The sequence below is a fragment of the Rhodococcus sp. IEGM 1351 genome (assembly GCF_030056875.1).
Taxonomy (GTDB): domain Bacteria; phylum Actinomycetota; class Actinomycetes; order Mycobacteriales; family Mycobacteriaceae; genus Rhodococcus_F; species Rhodococcus_F opacus.
This window is the reverse complement of sequence record NZ_JASHKU010000002.1, coordinates 392,908-408,383: the sequence shown is the minus strand read 5'-3', so window position 1 is coordinate 408,383 and position 15,476 is coordinate 392,908. Positions and strand designations below refer to the sequence as shown.

The following is a 15,476-nucleotide window of genomic DNA, read 5'->3' as shown; positions in this document are numbered from 1 at the left end:
AAGGTGGGTTCAATGTCTCCAACCGCACAGGAACACGTAGAAGTCGAACCGATCTCGGATCTCAAGAAATACGTAGCAGAGGCGGTCGGTACGTTCGTACTGGTCTTCGCGGCGGTGGGTACGGCGGTCTTCGCCGGAGCCAAGGTCGGAAACCTCGGTGTGGCACTGGCATTCGGACTGACGCTCCTCTTCCTCGTCTACGCCATCGGCCCGATCTCGGGCTGCCACGTGAACCCGGCCGTCACCGTCGGACACCTCGCGCTCGGCCGGTTGTCCGTCGCGAAGGCGGGGTTGTACGTCGTGGCACAGGTCATCGGCGGTCTCGTCGCCGGAGTGGTGGTCTACGCGATCGCGCAGAGCCTGCCCTCGTACAACCGGGCCGCCGACGGTCTCGGCGCCAACGGCTGGGGAGCCCACAGCCCGTCCGCCATCAAGGGGCCGCTCGGCGGGGTCATCGAGAACGGGTACGGCATCGGTGCGGCGATGATCATCGAAGTCCTGCTCACCGCGCTGCTCGTGTTCGTGGTCCTCGCATCCACCGACCAGATCTCCGACGTCCCCCTCGCCGGTGTCTCCATCGGATTCACGCTCGCCGTGATCCACCTCGTGTCGATCCCGATCGACAACACGTCCGTCAACCCCGCCCGCAGTCTCGCCGTCGCGCCGTACCAGAACGGCGCGCTCGCTCAGGTCTGGCTGTTCATCGTGTTCCCGTTGATCGGTGGCGCGGTGGGAGCGCTGGTGTACCGGTCGCTGTTCGGCCGGTACGACCGACTGCAGAGCTGAGCACCCACCGACCCGTCCCGGACCGGCGCGCCCTGCGAGCCGCAATCCTCACGTGCGTCGTTCTCGCGCTCACCGGGGTGATCCCGGCGACCGCGACCGCCGAGGACGCGCCGCGGCGGGGACCGACATATGTGGCACTCGGCGACTCCCGGGCGGCCGGGCCGCTCATCGAGTTCTCCGAGCACCGCGACCTGTGCCTGCGATCACCGGACCTGAACTACCCGGCGAAGCTGGCGCGGCTGATCGGCGCAGCCACCGTCGTCGACGTCACCTGTTCCGCCGCGAAACCCGCCCACGTGATCAGCACGCCGCAGTTCGTGGGGACGGGATTCGCTCCGCCGCAGATCGACGCGCTCCGCCCGGACACCGACGTCGTGACGCTCAGCATCGGCGGGGGCGGTTCCAATCACCTGCCCGTGTCGGTGCGATGCGGCGCCGTCGTTCCCGGCGCAGATGCCGGTTGCCGCAACAACCCACGGGCGGAGCAACTCACGGTCGAGGGGATCGCGCAGATGGCGCCCCAGGTCGACGCCGTGGTGGCTGCGATCGTCGCGAAGGCGCCGAACGCCGAGGTCTACCTGATCGGGCACGGCGGCTCCGTCGGACGACGCGGCTGCTGGCCGAACCTGCCCGTGTCCGACGCGGACGCGGTCTGGCTCGAGCAATACTTCGCACGGTTCAACCAGATCTACGCCCAGGCCGCGGCCAGGTACGGCGTGCACTACGTCGACATCGCGACGGCCGCCGTGGACGGTGGGCACGACGCCTGCGCGCCGGCGGGACAGCGATGGTTCGAGGGCATCCTGCCGCAGTCACCCGCCGAACCGGCACACCCCAACGCGCTCGCGATGACCGCGATCGCCGAGATGATCGCCGAAGATCTAGGCCGGTGACCGCGTCACTGCCAGCTGAAGTCCGCCCGCAGACGCCGCGCCACGATCTCGAACGTGTCCCGGGCCATCACGGCACCCTCGCGGCGGATCCCCGCCTCCGGCACGTCCAGCACCCGGTCCAGGCGGATCCAGCTCGGACGGCCCTCCGCATCCCACGCCCCCGTGCCGACCGCGATCCAGTCCCGGTCGCCGTCGTGCTTGCTCTGCGAGGACAGCATCAACCCCATCAGGGTGTCGCCATCGCGTCCGACGACGAGCACCGGGCGGTCCTTGCCCTGGCTCGGATCCTCCTCGTACGCCACCCACGTCCAGACGATTTCGCCGGGATCCGCGCGACCGTCCAGGTCGGGGGAGTACTCCACCCTCCGTGCCCGATGGGCTGTCGGGGCGGAGTTCGCGGTGACCGGACGACCCGGGGCCGGCTTCGGCGCGGCGGCCGTCGACCCGGTCAGGACACCGGCCGCGCGGTCCAGCGCGCCGGACTTCTGCAACTGCTGGAGAAGCTGCGGGCCCTTGTCCCGTGCAAGTCGGCCCAACGTCTTCCCGATGCTGCTCCACGTGCTCGCCATGGCCGCCGAGCTTAGTGCGTGTATGCCGCGGCAGCCGCAACGCGGTGGCTTGGATATCCTGACAGGTGACAGTGGTCCGGAACCGGGCCGGTGCCGGTCCAGGTAAGGGGTCCCCCATCAGCAGTTTCGCCGACAAGACGTTCACGGATCCTGCCCGGATCCGGAATTTCTGCATCATCGCGCACATCGATCACGGCAAGTCGACGCTGGCCGACCGCATGCTGCAGCTCACCGGTGTGGTCGAGGAGCGGCAGATGCGTGCCCAGTACCTCGACCGCATGGACATCGAACGCGAGCGTGGCATCACGATCAAGGCGCAGAACGTGCGGCTCCCGTGGAAGGTGGGCGACGAGGAGTTCGTCATCCACCTCATCGACACCCCCGGGCACGTCGACTTCACGTACGAGGTCTCGCGCGCACTCGAGGCCTGCGAGGGTGCGGTCCTGCTGGTGGATGCCGCGCAGGGTATCGAGGCCCAGACTCTCGCCAACCTGTACCTGGCGATGGAGAAGGACCTCACCATCATCCCGGTGCTCAACAAGATCGACCTGCCCGCCGCCGACCCCGACCGGTACGCCGAGGAGATCGCGCACATCACCGGGTGCGAACCGGGGGACGTGCTGCGCGTGTCCGGCAAGACCGGCGTGGGTGTGAAGGAACTGCTCGACGAGGTCGTGCGGCAGATCCCCGCCCCCGTCGGCGACCCCGACGGTCCGGCGCGCGCCATGATCTTCGACTCCGTGTACGACGCCTACCGCGGAGTCGTCACCTACGTGCGCGTCGTCGACGGCCGGATCTCGCCGCGCGAGAAGATCACCATGATGTCGACGGGCACCACCCACGATCTGATCGAGGTCGGCATCATCTCGCCCGAACCGAAGGCCAGTATCGGCCTCGGCGTCGGCGAGGTGGGTTACCTCATCACCGGTGTGAAGGACGTCCGGCAGTCGCGGGTCGGCGACACGGTCACCGCCGCGCGCGGCGGTGCGACGGAACCCCTCGTGGGGTACCGCGACCCCAAGCCGATGGTCTACTCCGGCCTCTATCCGCTCGACGGGTCGGATTATCCGGTGCTGCGCGACGCCCTGGACAAGTTGCGGCTCAACGACGCCGCCCTGGCCTACGAGCCGGAGACGTCGGTGGCGCTCGGGTTCGGTTTCCGTTGCGGATTCCTCGGACTGCTGCACATGGAGATCACCCGCGACCGCCTCGAGCGCGAATTCGGGCTCGAACTGATCTCGACCTCGCCGAACGTGGTGTACCGGGTGGTGATGGAGGACGGCTCCGAGCACGTCGTCACCAACCCGTCGTACTGGCCGGAGGGCAAGATCCGCGAGGTCTACGAGCCGATGGTGAAGTGCACCGTCATCGCGCCGAGCGAGTTCATCGGCGCGATCATGGAGCTCTGCCAGAACCGGCGCGGTGAACTCGGCGGCATGGACTACCTGTCCGAGACCCGGGTCGAGCTTCGCTACGAGATGCCCATGGGCGAGATCATGTTCGACTTCTTCGACGCCCTGAAGTCGCGGACCAAGGGGTACGCCAGCCTCGACTACGAGGAGGCCGGCGAGCAGCAGGCCGACCTGGTGAAGGTGGACATCCTGCTGCAGGGTGAGGCGGTCGACGCGTTCTCGTCGATCGTGCACCGCTCCGCGGCCGGCGCGTACGGCGGACGGATGACGTCGAAGCTGCGTGAGCTGATTCCCCGGCAGCAGTTCGAGGTGCCGATCCAGGCGGCGATCGGCTCGAAGATCATCTCGCGTGAGAACATCCGCGCGATCCGCAAGGACGTGCTCGCCAAGTGCTACGGCGGCGACATCAGCCGTAAGCGCAAGCTGCTCGAGAAGCAGAAGGAAGGCAAGAAGCGGATGAAGACCATCGGCCGGGTCGAGGTTCCGCAGGAGGCCTTCGTGGCCGCATTGTCGTCCGAATCGGTCGGGGACAAGCCGAAGAAGTAGCGCGATCGCTCGGTTGGTTCTCCTCCGTCGACGTCTGATCGAAAGTAGGTGCGGCACGTGGCCCTCGAAACCTGGCTCACCCGGACACTGGGAATCGAGGTACCGATCTTCGGCGCCCCGATGGGCGGACGGGCCGGCGGGGCCCTCGTCGGCGAGGTGTCGAAGGCGGGTGGGCTCGGCCTGCTCGGCGCGGCGCGCTACGCCACCCCGGAGTGGGTGGCGAAGGAGACGGCGGTCGCGCGGAGCATCGGCGGCGACGCCTTCGGTATCGGGTTGATGACCTGGGCGCTCGACGACGACGACGCTCTGCTCGACGCCGCGCTGGCGGAGAACCCGCGGGTCGTGTCGCTGTCGTTCGGTGATCCCGCGCCCTACGTGGAGCGGGTGCACGCCACCGGGGCGCTCGTGATGTCGCAGGTGAACACGGTCGACGATCTGCGGGTCGTGGAGGCGGCGGGCGTCGACTTCGTCATCGCCCAGGGCGCCGAGGCGGGCGGCCACACCGGCCGGATCGGGACGTTGCCGCTGCTGCAGGAGATCCTGGACGCCACCGCGCTGCCCGTGCTCGCGGCCGGCGGCATCGCGACCGGCCGCGGTCTCGCCGCTGTTCTCGCCGCAGGCGCGGAAGGCGCGATGATCGGGACCGCGTTGCTGGCCAGCCCCGAAACCATCGGACCGGAGTACGCCCGCGACAAGCTGATCGCGGCGGGCAGCGCCGACACCGTGTACACGTCGGTGTTCGACCAGGCGCGCAGCCAGCCGTGGCCGGCCCGATGGGGTGGGCGGGCCCTGAGCAACGAGTTCACGTCCCGCTGGCACGGCGCACACGCCCCCGACACCGAACTCGCCGCCGCCTACGACCCCGCGAATCCCGACCTCGGTGTCGTGTACGCCGGGGAGGCGGCTGGTCTCGTCACGTCGGAGCGGCCGGCCGGTGTCGTGGTGCGGCAGATCGCGGCCGACGCGGAGCGGTTGCTACACCGTTTCGCGGAGTAACCGCAGTCGCAGGTCCTCGGCCTGATCACACCGCGTAGTGGGCAGGGTGGAAGCCGCTCGCCGCGGCCTCCTCGGCGCGGATGACGTGAACGACCGCGTTGATCAACGCCAGATGGGTGAACGCCTGCGGGAAATTGCCCAGGTGCCGTCCCGACCCGGGATCGATCTCCTCCGCGTACAACTCGAGGGGGCTGGCGAACCCGAGGAGCCGCTCGCACAGGCGCTTCGCGCGGTCGAGCTCACCGATCTCCACGAGCGCCGACACGAGCCAGAACGAACAGATCGTGAACGTGCCCTCCTTGCCCGTCAGCCCGTCGTCCGTGGTCTCCACCCGGTAGCGCAGCACCAGCCCGCCCTCGGTCAGCTCGTCCGCGATGGCGAGCACGGTCGCGCGGATACGCGGGTCGTCGGCGGGCAGGAACCGCAGGAGCGGAGCGAGGAGGAGTGAGGCGTCGAGTTCGTCGCTGCCGTACCGCTGGGTGAGGACTCCGCGTGCGTCGACGCCGTGCTCGAGAATGTCGGCCTTGATCTCGTCGGCCAGTTCGGCCCACTGGTCCGCGTAACTCGTCTCGCCCTGCTGCTCGGCGAGTTTCGCGCCCCGGTCGAGCGCCACCCAGCACATGATCTTCGACGACGTGAAGTGCTGTGGTTCGCCGCGCACCTCCCAGATGCCGCGGTCGGGGAGCTGCCAGTGCTCGATCGCCTCCTCGACCTGACGTTTGAGCATCGGCCACAGCGTTTCCGGCACCCGCTCGCGCGATCGCACGTGCAGGTACACGGAATCGAGGATCGTTCCCCAGATGTCGTGCTGATCCTGGTCGTACGCGCCGTTTCCGACCCGGACCGGACGCGCGCCGTCGTAGCCGGACAGATGCGGCAGCTCCTCCTCGACGAGGGTCCGCTCGCCGCCGACGCCGTACATCACCTGCAGCGGCCGGTACTTGCCGTCGTCGGCACTGGACACGTCGTAGAGGAACGCGAAGAAATCGTCGGCCTCCCGGTCGAGTCCGAGGCTGTACAGACCCCACAGCGCGAACGTCGAATCGCGGACCCACGCGTAGCGGTAGTCCCAATTCCGTTCACCCCCGGGGGTTTCCGGAAGCGACGTGGTCGACGCGGCGAGCAGCGCGCCGGTGGGGGCGTACGTCAACCCCTTCAGGGCAAGGGCGCTGCGCTGCAGGTAGCCACGCCACTTGTGGTCGGGGAAGCGGCCGGTCGTGATCCATTCCCGCCAGAACTTCGCCGTCTGCCACATCTTCTCGGCAGCCTCGTCGTACGTCTGCGGCGCAGGCAGGTGCGACCAGGACAGTGCCACGAACACGTTGTCGTCCTCGACCATCCGGGTCCGGGCGCGGGCCTCGCGCCCTTCCAGCCCGAGCTTCATGTTGCTGGTCAGCCGGAGTGTCGGGTGGTCGCCCGGGCCGCTCGACGTGCAGGTGGCGGTGGCTTCCTCGTAGACCTTGCCGGTGTACTCCCACACTGCGTCGCCGCGGTGGTAGTCGAACGCGGGCTCGCAGCTCATCTCGAGGTCCACGGTGCCGTTCACGCATTTGACGGTCCGCAGCAGGATGTGTTCGGCATCCCAGTCCGTGGGGGTGCGGCGGCGGGAGCGGGACCGCTGCTCCACGTTGTGCCACGGGCCGAGCACGAGTGCGTCGCGGACGATGAGCCACCCTGTCGGGGTCTGCCACGTCGTCTCGACGATCAGTCCCCCTGGCAGGTAGCGGCGGGCGGCGGGCACGTTCTGCCCGTACGGTGCGATCCGGAAGTGGCCGGCGCTGCGGTCGAGGACGGCGCCGAAGACGCTGGGGGAGTCGGGCCGGGGGATACACATCCACTCGACCGCGCCGTTCCGTGCGATCAGGCACGTGTTCTCGCAGTCCGACAGGAATGCGTAATCGTCGATCGGCGGAAACGCGCGACGGTGACGATGCGCGGCGGAGCGGGGTTGGTCGTCCGAGTGCGCATCGAGAGACACCATCTGCTTATCATCGGCTGTCGTCGTCGCGGCGTCCACCTGTGCGCCGACTCGGTGCCGGCGAACGATAGGGTGGCAACCGTGGACCGGATGGCGAGTTGGTGGGACGGCTTCGAGCTGTGGATCGCCGGGCTCCCGTTCGTTCCGCAGGTCGCTCTCGTGCTGCTGGTGATGGTGCCGGTGTGCCGAGGACTGGCGTGGCTGCTCGATCGTGGCCTGGCCGCAGTCTTCGTCCTGCTCAGGCGGGACGTCTCGAAGGTGGAGGAACCCTGATGCCGCGCTCCCGCGTCACGCTCGCGCTGCTCGCGCTGCTCGTCCTCGTCGTCGTCGCATGGCTGGTCACCCGGTAGATCCCGTTCGATGTGGGCGGTTGGTTCAGCCTCTGCTACAGTCCACGGCGTGTCTGAAGCCGCTGTACACCAGGTCCGCCATGAATTGGCGTTGATCGCTGTCGGCATGCTCGCAGTCGCCGACATCGACTGTTGTTGATTTCTCCTCGCACACAGCAATGCGTGCGGGTGACACCGCACCCGTTCGATCGGTCTCGCGCTGCTGATTTTCGTTCGCATTCCTGATGCCCGCTCGGGCGATCCCTGCGTTCCTCCTCTCGAACCCCCTCCCACGTTTGTGCACCACCCCTCTGTGACAGATCCCCAGGAAGGTTTCTCCCATGAAACGCCGTTCTCGCAGTCTTCTCACGGCCCTCGTGACGCTCGGAGCTGTGGCGCTGACCGCGTGCAGCGGCGGCGCCAGCGACACCGTCGGCAGCGACTCGGCCGGTGCCGACGGCAGTGCGGGCACCATCAACCTGTACGCGTACGCCGTGCCGAAGCCGGGCTTCGACAAGCTGATCCCCGCGTTCAACGCCACCGACGAGGGCAAGGGCGTGGCCTTCCAGCCGTCCTACGGTGCCTCCGGTGACCAGTCCCGCAAGGTCAAGGACGGCGCCGAGGCCGACTTCGTCAACTTCTCCGTCGAACCCGACATCACCCGCCTCGTCGACGCCGGCCTGGTGGACAAGAGCTGGAACCAGGACGCCTACAACGGAATTCCCTTCGGGTCGGTCGTCACCATCGTCGTGCGTGAGGGCAACCCGAAGAACATCCGCGACTGGGACGACCTGTTGCGTCCCGACGTCGAGGTCGTGACCCCCAACCCGTTCAGCTCCGGATCCGCGAAGTGGAACCTGCTCGCACCGTACGCGGCGAAGAGCAACGGCGGTCAGGACCCGGAGGCCGGTCTGGCCTACATCACCTCGCTGGTGAACGACCACGTGAAGATTCAGCCGAAGTCGGGCCGCGAGGCCTCGGAGGCGTTCCTGCAGGGCACCGGCGACGTGCTGCTCAGCTACGAGAACGAGGCGCTGTTCATCGAGGGCAACGGCGACCCCGTCGAGCACGTGACCCCGCCGACCACGTTCAAGATCGAAAACCCGGTCGCGGTGCTGTCGAACAGCAAGAACCTGGAGAAGGCCAACGCGTTCAAGGACTTTCTCTATACCCCCGAGGGGCAGAAGCTGTGGGGCGAGGCCGGATTCCGCCCGGTCGATCCCGCGGTGGCCACGGAGTTCGCCGACAAGTTCCCGGAGCCGGCCAAGCTGTGGACCATCGCCGATCTCGGCGGCTGGTCCAAGGTCGACTCCGAGGTGTTCGCCAAGGACACCGGGTCCATCGCAGTGATCTACGACAACGCAACCAAGTAAGACCGACATGAGCGACACGACGACGGCGACGGGCGGACGCGGCACCACGGTGCCGTCTCCGCCCGTTCCGCCTACGCGCAAGAAGGTCGCCCGGGTCACCGGTGCGGTGGGACCCCTCGGCATCGGCATCGCGACGCTCTGGCTGAGCATCATCGTGGTCCTGCCCCTCGCCGCGCTCACCGTCGCCTCGTTCGGCGACGGAATCGGCGGCTTCGTGGACGCGATCACCTCGCCCGTGGCGGTGGCGTCCCTGCGCGTCACCGTCGTGGTGTCGGTGGTGGTGGCCGTGATCAACGTGATCATGGGCACGCTCATCGCGTGGGTTCTGGTGCGCGACGAGTTTCCCGGCAAGCGGGCCGTCAACGCGCTGATCGACCTGCCGTTCGCGCTGCCGACCATCGTGGCCAGCATCGTGCTGCTGTCGCTGTACGGCCCGGAGAGCCCGATCGGCGTCCACCTCAACGCGACGCAGCCCGGTCTGATCGTGGCACTGGCGTTCGTGACGCTGCCGTTCGTCGTCCGCTCGGTGCAGCCGGTGCTCATCGAGGTGGACCGGGAAGTCGAGGAGGCCGCGGCCTCACTCGGCGCGGACAACGTGACGATCTTCCGGAGAGTCGTGCTGCCCACCCTGACCCCGGCGATCATCAGCGGCGCGGGGCTCGCGTTCGCCCGCGCGATCGGCGAGTACGGATCCGTCGTTCTGATCGGCGGAAACATTCCCCGAGAGACACAGGTCGCTTCCCAGTACATTCAACAGCAGATCGAAATCGATCGGCCGGCCGCCGCGGCGGCCGTGTCGGTGGCTCTCCTGGCCATCGCGTTCGTGACGTTGTTCGCCCTCCGGGTCTTCGCCAGCCGGGGGCAGCGTCGTGAGGAGCAGGCGGAATGAAGCTCTCTGGGTCCACCCGGATCACCCTGCGCGCAGTCGCGCTGCTCTACCTGTTCGGCCTGCTGGTGGTGCCGATCGTCATCATTCTGTTCCGCACGTTCGAGAACGGGATCGGCGCCTTCATCCAGTCGATCAGCACCCCCGCCGCGATCTCCGCGCTCAACCTGTCCCTGCTGATCGTGGCCATCGTCGTCCCGGTCAACGTGGTGTTCGGGATCGTCACGGCACTCGCGCTGGTGAGGGGCCGCTTCCCCGGCCGCGGCCTGGTGCAGGCGGTGGTCGACCTGCCGTTCGCCGTCTCACCCATCGTGGTCGGTGTGTCACTGATCCTGCTGTGGGGTGCCAACGGCTGGTTCGGCGGGCTCGAATCGCTGGGGTTCAAGGTGATCTTCGGGCTTCCCGGCATGGTCATCGCCACCCTCTTCGTGACACTGCCGTTCGTGGTGCGGGAGGTGGAACCCGTCCTGCACGAGATCGGCGAGGAACAGGAACAGGCCGCCGCGACGCTCGGCGCGAGCCGCTGGCAGACGTTCTGGCTGATCACACTGCCCGCCATCCGCTGGGGCCTGACCTACGGTGTGGTCCTCACCGTCGCCCGCTCGCTGGGCGAGTTCGGTGCGGTGATCATGGTGTCCTCGGGCTTCCCCGGGGTTTCGCAGACCCTGACCCTGCTCGTGCATTCGCGCTACATCGACGACCACAACACGTTCGGTGCCTACTCCGCAGCCACCCTGCTGATGGGCATTGCGCTGATCACCCTGCTTCTGATGACTCTGCTCGACCGCAAGAGGAGCACCACATGATTACCGTGACCGGCGCCCGGAAGAACTACGGGTCCTTTGCTGCTCTCGACGACGTCACCATCGACATCCCCTCGGGTTCGCTGACCGCGCTCCTCGGGCCCAGTGGTTCGGGCAAGTCGACGCTGCTCCGGTCCATCGCCGGACTGGAGTCCCTCGACTCCGGCACCGTCGTGATCGGCGGGAACGACGTCACCGACATCTCCCCGCAGAAGCGGGACATCGGCTTCGTGTTCCAGCACTACGCGGCGTTCAAGCACATGACGGTGCGCGACAACGTCGCGTTCGGTCTGAAGATCCGCAAGCGGCCCAAGCCGGAGATCGACAGGAAGGTCAACGAGCTTCTCGAGATCGTCGGCCTCGACGGGTTCCAGCACCGCTATCCGGCGCAACTGTCGGGCGGTCAGCGTCAGCGGATGGCGCTCGCGCGGGCCCTGGCCGTGGACCCGAAGGTGCTTCTCCTCGACGAGCCGTTCGGCGCACTCGACGCGAAGGTCCGCACGGACCTGCGCACGTGGCTGCGCCGGTTGCACGACGAGGTGCACGTGACCACCGTGCTGGTCACCCACGACCAGGAGGAGGCGCTCGACGTCGCCGACCGGATCGCGGTCCTCAACAAGGGCCGGATCGAGCAGATCGGCGAACCGGAGGACCTCTACGATCGTCCGCGCAACGACTTCGTGATGTCGTTCCTCGGGTCGGTGGCCAAGCTCAACGGTCAGCTGGTCCGACCGCACGACATCCGTCTCGGCCGCGATCCCGACCTGGCCCTCGCGCGGGAGGCCGGCACGGCCGAATCGCTCGGCGTCACCCGGGCCACCGTCGAGCGCGTGGTGCACCTGGGATTCGAGGTGCGGGTGGATCTGCGTAACGAGGCGACCGGTGAACCGTTCTCCGCGCAGGTGACTCGCGGCGACAGCGCGGCGCTCGGCTTGCAGGAAGGCGAGACCGTGTACGCGCGGGCGACGCGGGCACCCGAACTCCCGGAGGCCGAAGTTCCGGTCTCCCTGTAACTCCCCGCTGATGTAGGAGGCGACTGTGGCGACCCCGGTGAATCCCGTCCGTGACAACGTTCTGATCGTGCATTGGCACGACCTGGGCCGTCACCTCGGGTGTTACGGCGCGTCGGGGGTGCGGAGTCCGAACCTGGACCGGCTCGCCGCGGAGGGTGTGCTGCTGACGGACGCGCATGCGGCGGCGCCGCTGTGCTCGCCGTCGCGTGGCGCTCTGTTCTCGGGCCGGTACCCGCACAGCAACGGTCTGATCGGCCTCGCACACCACGGCTGGCAGTACCACGACGACGTCCGAACGCTGCCGTCCCTGCTGGCGGAGGCGGGCTGGTACACGGCTCTGTTCGGGATGCAGCACGAGACCGCGTACCCCAAGCGGCTCGGCTTCCACGAGTACGACGTGACGAACTCGTACTGCGAATACGTCACCGATCGGGCGTCGCGGTGGCTGGCGCGGTTCCCTCCGCAACCGTTCCTGCTGACCGCGGGTTTCTTCGAGACCCACCGCCCGTACCCGGTCGACCGGTATGTCCCCGCCGATCCCGAGGGTTTCGACGTTCCGTCGTACCTGCCCGACCGGCCGGAGGTCCGTGCGGATCTGGCCGGATTCCACGGGTCGATCGAGGTGGCCGACGCGGCCGTCGGCAGGTTGCTGCAGACGCTGGACGACGAGGGGCTCGACGACAGCACGTGGGTCGTGTTCCTCACCGACCACGGCGAGGCGTTCCCCGGTGCGAAGTCGACACTGTATGCGCCGGGCACGGGAATTGCGACGATCATCCGGCCACCGCGAAGGCTGCGGGCGACGCCCCGCGTCTACGACGACCTGTTCAGTGGGGTGGATCTGGTTCCCACCCTCCTCGATCTGCTCGGGATCCCGATCCCCGCGGCGGTGGAGGGCGTGTCCCACGCCGGGCAGTTGCTGGGCCGGTCGGAGGCGACGGCGCGCGACGTCCTGTTCACGGAGAAGACCTTCCACGACAGCTTCGATCCCATTCGCGCGGTGCGCACCAAGCAGTTCAGCTACATCGAGAACTACGCACCCCGGCCCAAGCTCGATCTGCCCCTCGACATCGAGAACAGTCTGTCCGGTGCGGCGCTGGGCACCGAGCATCTCGGGCCGCGTCCGAGCCGGGAACTCTACGACCTGGTCGCCGATCCCGGCGAGCGCGACAACCTGGCCGACACCGAGGACCTCGCCGGGACACAGGCCGAGTTGGCGCTGGAACTCGCGACGTGGCGGCGGGCGACGGGCGACTCGATTCCGAGCGAGGCGGAGGGGACGGCCTACGCCCGGAAGGCGATGGAGGAATACCTCGCCACACTCGGCCGGGTGCCGGACGTGCGTTCGGCCTACAGTTCGGCACGCGGAATCCTCACCGAGCCGCGGAGCGACGTAACCGCCGGGTAGCGGCCGGATGATGCGGTTCCGTCGCCGCGACCTGCACGGCAGTGGTGCACTGGAAGCGTGAGCGTCGACTGCCCGCGGTGTACCCCGCCGAAGCTACTGCGCGAGATGGTGCGCCGCCTCGGCCGCTCGGCGACGCTCCGCGGGTCCGGCGAGGCAGCGGTGACGGGTATCAACCAGGACTCTCGGCTCGTCCGGGCCGGCGACGTGTACGCGGCGCTGCCGGGGCGGCACCGGCACGGGATCGAGTTCGCGGTCGAGGCCGCGGCGCGCGGTGCTGTCGCGATGCTCAGCGACCGCGGGTCGGACGTCCTGCCGACGGTCGTGGTGGACGATCCGCGTCGTGTTCTCGGTCCGTTGGCAGCGTGGGTCTACGGCAATCCGTCCGAGGCACTCGACGTCTACGGCGTGACCGGGACGAACGGGAAGACCAGCACCGCGTATCTGCTGGACGCGGGACTGCGCGCGGCAGGTGTCGCCACCGGCATGATGACGGGGATCACCGTCCGGGGACCGAACGGGTCACGCACCGCGACCCGGACGACTCCCGAGGCGTGCGAACTCCAGCAGACCCTCGCCGCGTTCGCCGAGCACCGGATCGGCGCCGTCGCGATGGAGGTGTCGAGCCACGGCCTCGCTCTGCACCGAATCGACGGAACGTCCTTCCGGGTGGGGGTGTTCACCAACCTCGCCCGCGACCATCTGGACTTTCACCCCGACATGGACGCGTACTTCGCGGCGAAGGCCAGATTGTTCGAACCGGGGCATTGCGCCGCGGCAGCCATCGGCATCGACGACGAGTTCGGACGCCGCCTCGCCGCCACCGTCGCCGTGCCCCGCGTGACGTTCTCGTCGAGGACGGCGGCGGCCGACTTCCACGCGGCCGCCGTGCATGCGGACGAGGGCGGCACGTCGTTCACACTTCACGGCGCCGGGGCACGGAAACAGGTGCGGCTCCGGCTACTCGGAGTGCACCAGGTGGACAACGCACTGGCGGCGATCGCCGCCCTCGCGGCTCGCGGTGTGGACCTCGACTCGGCGGTCGGCGGGCTCGAGAACCTCGACACGGTGCCCGGACGCCTGGAGGCGGTGGACGCGGGCCAGCCGTTCCTCGCGTTCGTCGACTACGTGCACAACACGGCCGGTCAGCGACGTCTGTTTCCGTACCTCCGTTCCCTGACACGGGGCCGGGTCATCGCCGTCGTCGGGGCAACCGGTGAGCGCGATCCCGGCAAGCGGGTCCCGCTCGGTGCGACCGCAGCCCGTTTCGCCGACACGGTCATCGTCACCGACGAGAGTCCGTACTCCGACGACGCGCAGCGCCTGCGCGAGGACGTGGCGCGAGGAGCACGCAGTGGTGGCGGCGCCGACGTGCTCGTCCTACCCGACCGCGCCGAGGCGATCGTCGCCGCCGTCACTCTCGCCGCGCCGGGCGACGTCGTGGTGGTCGCAGGCCGTGGGCACGATCGGGTTCAGGCGTACGGACCGCGCCGGCGTGTGTTCGACGACCGGATTGCGCTCCACGAGGCACTCCTCCGGCTCGTCGCAGGCTAGGCCGGCAGCGTCTCGTGCCGGGCGAGTTCGGCGAGAATCCGCGCGACGAGATCGTCGAAACCGATGTCGATGTGGTCGAGTCCCTCGGCCTCGAACCAGTTGCGCCACTGCGCATCTTGATCGCGCAGAATGCGGACGAGGTGCGCGATGCCGCCCGCGTGGTATTCGGCGCCGTCGTGCGGGGCGGGCGGCGTGGCGTCGTCGCGCCACACCTAAGTCTGCACCGCCCGCCACATCGACACCGCCTGCGCGACGACGTCACGCCGGTAGACATGGATGAAGGCGAGGTCGCGGCCCAGGATGTCGTCGAGGGCGGACCGCAGGTCGTCGCCGGACCGGTCCGTAAGTCCGGCGGCGCGGTCGAGGACGAGCGGCACCTGATTCCACATCAGCTTTCCGCCCCACACCCCGTTGGGCGTGCGACCGAGGCTGAGCAGTTGATCGCGCCACTGCTCCGCGGTGCGGGTGTCGGCGGTCCCCGGTTCGAGCGGGGCGAGCAGTGCGAGCACCGTCTCGTCGGTGACGCCCTCGAACCACTGCCGCGGCTGCGGTGATCGCTTGGTGGACGGCAGGTACTGGAAGAACTCCTCGGGGTTGCCGGCCACGGTCGTGGCGCGAAGGGATTCGACGAGCAGAGTGCTGCCGCTGCGCTGTGACGCGCACACGAGATATGGGCGTGGCTCCGACATGCCGGAAACTATAAACGCGAAATTCGGTGCCGAAATCTGGAGGAAATCGAATTGGTGTGATTGCAGCACTTGGCATTTTCTGCTGCGTGTGAGTGTCCGATATCAGCGCCGTGATGTTCTGTATGTCAGCAGGTCAGGGCAGTGTTCTGGCACAGGAATTCGGGTCGCGCCCCGCCGGGGAAATGGCGCCGCGAAGCGTGAATATGAATCAGGCTGATCGAAAAGGGGAGAAACGGATCCTGCC

General features: G+C 68.3%; 14 protein-coding genes and 1 pseudogene. 12 read left to right on the top strand and 3 right to left on the bottom strand.

Annotation, left to right across the window (positions count from 1 at the left end):
* Positions 1-12 precede the first annotated feature (12 nt).
* Together QM806_RS05065 and QM806_RS05060 are read left to right on the top strand one after the other, a co-directional pair.
* Positions 13-786: an aquaporin gene (locus tag QM806_RS05065; RefSeq protein WP_283290611.1), complete on the top strand. Its 774-nt coding sequence runs from the start codon at positions 13-15 to the stop codon at positions 784-786.
* Positions 787-917: 131 nt separating this feature from the next.
* A complete protein-coding gene (locus QM806_RS05060; RefSeq protein ID WP_120661438.1) occupies positions 918-1,679 on the top strand; it encodes an SGNH/GDSL hydrolase family protein in 762 nt (253 codons plus the stop codon).
* Positions 1,680-1,684: 5 nt separating this feature from the next.
* Here QM806_RS05060 and QM806_RS05055 read toward each other — a convergent pair whose 3' ends face one another.
* Positions 1,685-2,248 (bottom strand): type II toxin-antitoxin system PemK/MazF family toxin, encoded by a 564-nt coding sequence (locus QM806_RS05055; protein WP_005261266.1) that lies wholly within the window; start codon positions 2,246-2,248, stop codon positions 1,685-1,687.
* Between the two features lie 65 nt (positions 2,249-2,313).
* Between QM806_RS05055 and lepA the strand changes: the two genes are divergently transcribed.
* The gene (lepA, locus tag QM806_RS05050; RefSeq protein ID WP_005575144.1) at positions 2,314-4,206 is read left to right on the top strand and encodes a translation elongation factor 4; all 1,893 of its coding nucleotides are present in this window, start codon (positions 2,314-2,316) and stop codon (positions 4,204-4,206) included.
* Positions 4,207-4,263: 57 nt separating this feature from the next.
* Positions 4,264-5,202 carry an NAD(P)H-dependent flavin oxidoreductase gene (locus QM806_RS05045; protein ID WP_005575146.1) on the top strand — a complete coding sequence of 313 codons (939 nt, stop codon included), beginning with the start codon at positions 4,264-4,266 and terminating at the stop codon, positions 5,200-5,202.
* A gap of 25 nt (positions 5,203-5,227) precedes the next feature.
* Here the strand turns inward: QM806_RS05045 and QM806_RS05040 are convergent, their stop codons facing one another.
* On the bottom strand, positions 5,228-7,183 hold the full coding sequence (locus QM806_RS05040) for a glycoside hydrolase family 15 protein (protein ID WP_005261264.1): 1,956 nt from the start codon (positions 7,181-7,183) through the stop codon (positions 5,228-5,230).
* A 78-nt stretch (positions 7,184-7,261) separates the two neighbouring features.
* On the opposite strand from QM806_RS05040, the gene QM806_RS05035 reads away from it, so the two are divergent.
* From QM806_RS05035 to QM806_RS05005, 8 genes are all read left to right on the top strand, one after another.
* Complete coding sequence (locus QM806_RS05035; RefSeq protein ID WP_005261263.1) at positions 7,262-7,453, top strand: hypothetical protein; 192 nt, start codon at positions 7,262-7,264, stop codon at positions 7,451-7,453.
* An 87-nt stretch (positions 7,454-7,540) separates the two neighbouring features.
* A complete protein-coding gene (locus tag QM806_RS41610) occupies positions 7,541-7,669 on the top strand; it encodes an Ms4533A family Cys-rich leader peptide (RefSeq protein ID WP_368681004.1) in 129 nt (42 codons plus the stop codon).
* 181 nt (positions 7,670-7,850) lie between these two features.
* The gene (locus QM806_RS05030) at positions 7,851-8,882 is read left to right on the top strand and encodes a sulfate ABC transporter substrate-binding protein (RefSeq protein WP_005261261.1); all 1,032 of its coding nucleotides are present in this window, start codon (positions 7,851-7,853) and stop codon (positions 8,880-8,882) included.
* Between the two features lie 7 nt (positions 8,883-8,889).
* Positions 8,890-9,771, top strand: a complete 882-nt coding sequence (cysT, locus tag QM806_RS05025; RefSeq protein WP_005247989.1) for a sulfate ABC transporter permease subunit CysT — start codon at positions 8,890-8,892, stop codon at positions 9,769-9,771.
* A complete protein-coding gene (gene cysW, locus QM806_RS05020; RefSeq protein WP_005247987.1) occupies positions 9,768-10,574 on the top strand; it encodes a sulfate ABC transporter permease subunit CysW in 807 nt (268 codons plus the stop codon). Before cysT ends, cysW begins: the two co-directional genes overlap by 4 nt.
* Entirely contained in the window at positions 10,571-11,584 is a 1,014-nt protein-coding gene (locus QM806_RS05015) for a sulfate/molybdate ABC transporter ATP-binding protein (protein ID WP_005575148.1), read from the top strand. The genes cysW and QM806_RS05015 overlap by 4 nt, the downstream gene beginning before the upstream one ends.
* A 25-nt stretch (positions 11,585-11,609) precedes the next feature.
* Complete coding sequence (locus QM806_RS05010) at positions 11,610-12,992, top strand: sulfatase family protein (RefSeq protein ID WP_005575150.1); 1,383 nt, start codon at positions 11,610-11,612, stop codon at positions 12,990-12,992.
* A gap of 57 nt (positions 12,993-13,049) precedes the next feature.
* Complete coding sequence (locus QM806_RS05005) at positions 13,050-14,543, top strand: UDP-N-acetylmuramoyl-L-alanyl-D-glutamate--2,6-diaminopimelate ligase (protein WP_043794258.1); 1,494 nt, start codon at positions 13,050-13,052, stop codon at positions 14,541-14,543.
* A 20-nt stretch (positions 14,544-14,563) separates the two neighbouring features.
* Here QM806_RS05005 and QM806_RS05000 read toward each other — a convergent pair.
* Positions 14,564-15,232, bottom strand: a pseudogene (locus tag QM806_RS05000) (Stf0 family sulfotransferase); the annotation flags it as partial.
* Positions 15,233-15,476: the final 244 nt, after the last annotated feature.

What these genes read in the sequence shown, in the direction of transcription:
- QM806_RS05065 (WP_283290611.1), top strand. Translation starts at nt 13, where the DNA reads ATGTCTCCAACCGCACAGGAACACGTAGAAGTCGAACCGATCTCGGAT.
- QM806_RS05055 (WP_005261266.1), bottom strand. Translation starts at nt 2,248, where the DNA reads ATGGCGAGCACGTGGAGCAGCATCGGGAAGACGTTGGGCCGACTTGCA.
- QM806_RS05040 (WP_005261264.1), bottom strand. Translation starts at nt 7,183, where the DNA reads ATGGTGTCTCTCGATGCGCACTCGGACGACCAACCCCGCTCCGCCGCG.
- QM806_RS41610 (WP_368681004.1), top strand. Translation starts at nt 7,541, where the DNA reads ATGTGGGCGGTTGGTTCAGCCTCTGCTACAGTCCACGGCGTGTCTGAA.
- QM806_RS05030 (WP_005261261.1), top strand. Translation starts at nt 7,851, where the DNA reads ATGAAACGCCGTTCTCGCAGTCTTCTCACGGCCCTCGTGACGCTCGGA.
- cysT (WP_005247989.1), top strand. Translation starts at nt 8,890, where the DNA reads ATGAGCGACACGACGACGGCGACGGGCGGACGCGGCACCACGGTGCCG.
- cysW (WP_005247987.1), top strand. Translation starts at nt 9,768, where the DNA reads ATGAAGCTCTCTGGGTCCACCCGGATCACCCTGCGCGCAGTCGCGCTG.
- QM806_RS05015 (WP_005575148.1), top strand. Translation starts at nt 10,571, where the DNA reads ATGATTACCGTGACCGGCGCCCGGAAGAACTACGGGTCCTTTGCTGCT.